4 protein-coding genes are annotated in these 6,389 nt (G+C 56.4%); 1 reads left to right on the forward strand and 3 read right to left on the reverse strand.

Features of this window, described 5'->3' with window-relative positions; genetic code table 11:
* Together ABX962_RS26725 and ABX962_RS26730 are read right to left on the reverse strand one after the other, a co-directional pair.
* The coding region (locus ABX962_RS26725) for an arginyltransferase (RefSeq protein WP_372723959.1) at positions 1 to 537 on the reverse strand (537 nt) is incomplete at its 3' end.
* Between the two features lie 221 nt (positions 538 to 758).
* Complete coding sequence (locus tag ABX962_RS26730; protein WP_372723961.1) at positions 759 to 2,117, reverse strand: DUF1598 domain-containing protein; 1,359 nt, start codon at positions 2,115 to 2,117, stop codon at positions 759 to 761.
* A 474-nt stretch (positions 2,118 to 2,591) separates the two neighbouring features.
* Here ABX962_RS26730 and gnd point away from each other — a divergent pair, with 474 nt between their 5' ends.
* Complete coding sequence (gene gnd / locus ABX962_RS26735) at positions 2,592 to 4,073, forward strand: decarboxylating NADP(+)-dependent phosphogluconate dehydrogenase (RefSeq protein WP_345324140.1); 1,482 nt, start codon at positions 2,592 to 2,594, stop codon at positions 4,071 to 4,073.
* 260 nt (positions 4,074 to 4,333) lie between these two features.
* Here gnd and ABX962_RS26740 read toward each other — a convergent pair whose 3' ends face one another.
* Complete coding sequence (locus tag ABX962_RS26740) at positions 4,334 to 5,962, reverse strand: alpha/beta hydrolase (protein ID WP_372723963.1); 1,629 nt, start codon at positions 5,960 to 5,962, stop codon at positions 4,334 to 4,336.
* Positions 5,963 to 6,389 lie beyond the last annotated feature (427 nt).

Consider the following 6,389-nt stretch of genomic DNA (forward strand, 5'->3'; position numbering starts at 1 on the left):
GACGGCTGACGTACTTTCGCGGCCCAAGTCGACAATCGAAACCGCAATCAACTCGCTGTCCTTCCAAATCGACAACTCCCGAGTCTGGCAACACGAGTCGGCTAGAAACGATCGATAGGCGTCTTCGTCGACGGGCTCGTCACTGAGCCCCAGGTTTCGAACTTGCCGGTGTTGGTTAAAGATTTCAACCCGAAGCGGATCGACACTTGGTGGATTCCATTGACAGCTCAAATCTTGATCGCCCCGCCGCAGCACTCGCTTGAACGATTTCGTCATCCGAAACGTGGTGACATCAATCCGGGTCGGTCGGCACTCTTGGCACGCGGGGCACTGAGTTCGGTAGACAAAGTCGCCGCTACGGCGAAACCCCATCACCAGCATTTGATCGGTAATTTCGGGGGTAACGTTGCCGATCGGCAGCCTCAGCGGCATCCTAGCGATGGCTTCGCTGAGATAAGGACATGGCTGCAATTGGTCCTGAACCACAACGAGCCGACACTCGTCGTTGGGCATTCGAAATTCACTGGGCCGATTCATGAGCGTTCCGTACCGGTGCATTGGGGAGCGATAGCACGGAACTTATCATACGCTGGCAATGCGTTTTTGGCGCGGTCAGCGGTGCGTTATTGACGCGGTGGATGTCGCGGATCTTGCTAAAGATCCTGATACAAGCCCAACGCGATGACAGGTTGAAAACCTGTCCCACTTTGACGAAAGTCTTCGCGACTTTCGCTACGAGGAATGGCAAAATACCGGGATCAGTCCCACCACCATTGGCCTTCTTTCAGGCCGGTGGGGCCAGCTTCGCTGCGGGTTTTCACCACACGGCCGTCGGTGTCTTTGCTGACGTGCTCGGCTTTCAGAGCTTGTCGCGGCTGGACGTTCACGCCACCTCCGAGTGGTGTCATCAGCGTGTTGCCTCGCCATACAGCGTTCACGGCGGTTTCGACTTGCTCGGGAGCGGTGTAGGTTTCGACCGCAACCATCGTTTCGTCCTGCAACACCGGCATCGACCAATCAGCTTGACCGTAAAAATCTTGTTCTTGAATGTAGGCGGCTGCGACCGCGACGTCGATCAACTGAGCGAGTTCGGCATAGATACGAACCTTTGCCGCAATCTCAGGAAAGGCTGTGGTGAAATCTTTGCAGAACGTTTGACTGGCGCGGTTCACCTTACCTGCGATCTGCATCCGCCGTCCATCGGCAACACGTTCGTTGGCACCGACAAGCTCTACGCCGCGCTCGTTGATTCGCATCGCCAAGCCGTCTTCGCTGACCGAGATCGCGTCGTAATTGGGTTGAAAATACCAACGCTCCATCGCATTGGAAGCAACGGTGTTCGGGTTCGCTCGATCGACGTAACTTTGCAAATGAACGGGAAGTCGCTCCAACCCGATGCCGACCAATTTCATGCGATAATCGGCTTCGACCAAGACGCGAGCAAAGTGAGAGGAGTTGGGGATCCCTTTGATCGTGACCGTTTGCAGCCCCAAATTGTCTTTCAGTCCCATCGCCAATCGCTCGGCGTCACTGGGTTGAACCCGGCCGCGAACCGAGGCCAAGAATCGCTGCATCCGCTGCAATCCTTCGGTGGTAGGATCAATCGACACGCTGATCAGCGAAGTGGGTTTCGCACCCGGAGCATATGCTCGCAGCGCGGTCACAAGGTCTTCGAGCAAAACGGTCGGCTTTCCGGACTGAATGCCCACCAAGCGGTCGGTGGGATCGGCGACAAATCCTTCGGCGGGACCAGCGACGACGATATCTTTGGTGTCGGGATAGAAAAAGACGTACTCGAGCGAGGTCAGACCGGCCAGTGCTTTCATGTCCTCGGAAATCGTCCCATCCGCTTCGATCTGCTTGGCGATCGCCGCTTCGAGTCGATTGAGTGATACTTTTCGCAATTTGCTCGTCTGCATCACCCCGGTGTCGGCGTGATTGCGAGCTTCGATCAGTCGTTGGTTGGCCAAACGAGGATCAAATTGTTTGACCTTCAAGATGCCCTGGGCATCCACGTCGACCCCCGCCAACTGTGTCTGGGCCGAAACTTGGCCAGTTCCCAAAGAGAACAGGGCGGCGAAAACAACGAGGGCAGCAATACGATTTGTTTTGTTCATCACTCAGCCTGAAGAGGCGACTTTGCGAAAAGATGGGTGAATTGCGCAGCTTATAGAGCTCGCGTCCTTTGACAATAATCGCCGTAGGGCACTGCATCAACAAATGAAAGCCGGATATCAGGTATTCCGAGGCGGATTGGGGAAGTTTTACCTGTTGCACCGAATATGTGTGGCTTCCCGCGGGTCATTTACGATCTGTTGGGGGTGGAACGTGCAAGCATGGTTTCACCAGCGGTGCCCGGCCGCATCCTGTGGCCGCCCCTCCCACAAGGAGGGAAAATCGATTTACCTCCCCCTCTCCCCCTCTCCCCCTCTCCCTTCCGTCAAACCGGAACTTCGCTTCGCCGCGTTCCGGTTTACGACTCCTCGCTCATTCCCACGCTCCCCCGCTCTCGGATCTTCCCCGCTGGGCCCCCAGCGTCTAAAATCCGCGAAAACATTCAATAAGACACCTTCTCGAACTTTGGAAAAATTATGAGCGGCGATTGCGATTTTGGCCTCATTGGACTAGCAGTGATGGGCGAAAACTTGGCCTTAAACGTCGAAAGTCGCGGCTACAAAGTCGCTGTCTACAATCGAACGACCGAGAAAGTCGACGAGCTGATCAACGGTCGAGCCAAAGGCAAAAACTTTGTCGGCACTCACACGATCGAAGAATTTGTCAAATCGGTCAAACGGCCTCGCAAGTTGATGATGTTGGTCAAGGCCGGGCCTGCCGTGGACGCGATCATCGACCAATTGATTCCATTGTGCGAGCCTGGTGACATCATCATCGATGGTGGTAACACGCATTACGCCGACACCGAGCGACGAACCAAGAAGGTCGAAGAAGCCGGACTGCTGTTCTGTGGCTGTGGCGTTTCCGGTGGCGAAGAAGGGGCTCTGCTAGGCCCAAGTATGATGCCCGGCGGAAGCGAAGCGGCTTGGCCCGAAGTCAAGGAAATGTTCCAAGCAATCTCGGCCAAAGTCGGCCCGAACGACGACATCCCTTGCTGCGAATGGGTCGGACCACGCGGTGCGGGTCACTACGTCAAAATGGTCCACAACGGGATCGAATACGGCGACATGCAACTGATCTGCGAAGGCTATCAACTGCTTCGCGAAGTCGGCGGCTTGTCGAACGACGAACTATACGACGTGTTCGAAAAGTGGAACCAAGGCGACTTGTCGAGCTACTTGATCGAAATCAGCCGCGACATCTTCAGCGTCAAAGACGACCAAGGTGGCGATGGTTACCTAGTCGACAAGATCCTCGACGTTGCCGGTGCCAAGGGAACCGGGAAATGGATGAGCCAATTGGCACTGGATCTCGGAGTGCCTAGCACGTTGGTCACGACCGCCGTGTTCGCTCGCGGTTTGTCGGCTCAGAAAGAAGCACGTGTGCGAGCAAGCAAAACGCTCAATGGTCCCTCCGAAGCATCAAATCCAGAGATGCGAGCGGCCGCAATGAAGTTGGTCGGCGATCGCGAAGCGTTCATCGAAGCGGTCCGCCAGGCGTTGTATGCATCGAAGATCGTCAGCTACGCACAAGGGTTCGTTCAACTGCAAGCAGCATCGGCCGAGCACAAGTGGGACCTCAACTACGGCGACTGTGCGTTGCTGTGGCGTGGCGGTTGCATCATCCGCGCGGTCTTCTTGGACCGCATCAAGGAAGCATTCGACGAGAACCCGAACCTCGAAAACTTGCTGCTGCACCCATTCTTTGAGAAGGCTGTCGAAAACGCCCAAGAGAAATGGCGCGCCGTGGTCGCTGCGGCCTCGATTCTGGGCATTCCCGTCCCAGCGTTCAGCACCGCGCTGTGCTACTACGATGGTTACCGCATGGCTCGTTTGCCAGCCAACATGCTGCAAGCGCAACGCGACTACTTCGGTGCTCACACCTACCAACGGACCGACATGGAAGGCACATTCCACAGCGAATGGATCCAGTTGCGTAAAGCACCCAAGAACGCGTAAGGCGGAAGCTTTCGCTCGTTAAAAATAGCTTGTTAAAAACCATGAACCCAAGGTTCCGCCGATGCGGGGCCTTGGGTTCTTTTTATGGCGGTCGGCTTCTAGCCTGTTATCGCGGGGACATCTTCGGCCAGCCCTCGCGAGCTTGGCTCACGGCGGAAGACGATTTGAAATTGGTAAGACTTGGCTTATGCCAGACAAACTGGCATGGGGACGATGATGCCGTTGCTTGATCACAGGCTGGAAGCCTATGCTACGTCGGTCTATCGCAGTGGGGTGTTTTCACGTTGGGCAAGCTGCCAATAGATCAGCTCGCCGGCTTGCCGCGCGATCAACATGTTCCGTTGCGGCGCGGGCAATCGTGAACGAACGAGCTCGTACAAATCTCGCAGCATCGATTCGTTGTCGCCGTAATAGCTGTGCCCCAGCAGGCTAAGGTCGATACCGCTGACGTCGATCGTCTCGACACCGGGAACAACCACAATATTGGCTCCACTCTCGCCAGCCCGTGGGTAACCGTGCACTTTCTTGGACGCGATCAACGCTTGGTCGTCCGAGGATGCGTACAGCGTGACTTGATTCGAAACATCCAACAGGGCAGGAGCTAGGTCCCGGCGGAACCGATCGGCGTCGACGTCGGGGGCGGCTAAGACGATGCGATCAAAGGGAGCGGGAGCGTCCGCGGGTAATTCCCAGCGGATTTGTTGCATCGCCGCTGTCATCGCTCGATTGCCCATGCTGTGGGCGACGACATTGATCGATTTGGCTCCGGACTCGTTCGCCAGTTCCGTCAAAAACTGCTTCAAGTGCGTGATCGTCCACTCGGAATTATTTTCGTCGATTGTGTACCCCATCAATGACGCTTGCGAGGGCCAGCTGTAGCAGACTGGAACGCCTTCGAAGGGAAGATCAACGGCGATTTGCGCGGTGCGCTGCACCGCCGCTTCGAAGCCAACGTTGTAGCCATGAATAAAAACCAGCAAGTCTTGGTCGCTAGACTGGGCAACCGTTTGGGACAAGCGTTTCTGAAAATCGGTTTCGGCGAGCTCGATCGCACTGGTCAACACGATGTGGTCGCGTTGATCTTCATGCAATTCGAATTTCAACAAACTGGGACGTTCGACAAGTCCTCGTTGATGCGAATCGGGCACCGTAACTTCGCAGACGCCGCGGACCAGCATCCCACGGTCGGCCAAGTAAGTGACGCCATGCTTTTCAATATTCGCTTGCCCCATCGAGATGAATGCAACGGCAAGACAAGCGACTGCTCCTCCCATCATTGCCGCCATACCACCGGTTCGCGTTCGACCCCGCATCCAATTCAGTATCGCAAACAGGAGGAGTGCGATTGCGGCGATGGCAATCAGCTGGACCACTTGCTTTTGACCGGTGATTTCGTAATCCGAGAGCGACAAGGGGCCTCGCATCCGGTCGGTCGCATAAAAAACTTGAACGGTTGCAAAACCGCCTTCGGCACTGTGCTGAGTTCCGGCAGGAAGGCTCCTGCGAGACTCGGCAGAGGCGGTTGCTTGCATCTGCATTGATGGAGCATCCATTTGCATCGCTTGCGGCATTTGCATCGCTTGCGGCATCTGCATCGCTTGTGGCTGGCGCATTGCCTGCGGCTGTCGGAAATTGGCAGTGGGCTGCGGCGGGACGACGGAGTATTCCGCACGCGGCATCGGCTGCAGGTGTGTGTCGGACGTGATGCTGTCGGTTGATTCGGCTGAGGGGCCCGTAAACGCGTTGTCTGATTCGAGCGTTTGCGTGGTCTCGACGCTCGTTTCGTCAATCGCTTGCCACCCAGCAGCTTCGTTGGCCTTTTCCGATGAACATCCAACCAGCGTCATCAAAACGCAGAAGGATCCTGCAAATGGGGCTGGAAATCTCATCAGAGCCGACCTCGTTTTTCGTATCGCGAAAACTAAAAACTGAAGCAGTGGCTATAGCATCCCAGGGGGTGAAAAGTCGATGGCAATACGCTGTTTTGGGCTGAGAGCGGGAGAGCGGGAGAGCGGGAGAGCGGGAGAGCGGGAGAGCGGGAGAGGGAGAGGGAGAGAGGGAGAGGGGGAGTTGGGAGTTGGGAGTTGGGAGTTGGGAGTTGGGAGTTGGGAGTTGGGAGTTGGGAGTTGGGAGTTTTTTCACCTCCCCGCTGGGGAGGATCAGAGGCGGCGGTAGCCGGCTCACCGGTGGGGCTCGTTGTGTTAGAGGTGGAGCATTCAAGCGAGAATTCCCCACCCTCCCCGGCCGCTTCCTGCGGCCGCCCCTTCCAGAAGGGAAGGTAAATTGCGTTGCTAAGCTCCCTCTCTCCCTCTCTCC

Origin of the sequence: Novipirellula sp., assembly GCF_041583735.1 — a bacterium.
In the GTDB taxonomy this organism is placed as follows: domain Bacteria; phylum Planctomycetota; class Planctomycetia; order Pirellulales; family Pirellulaceae; genus Novipirellula.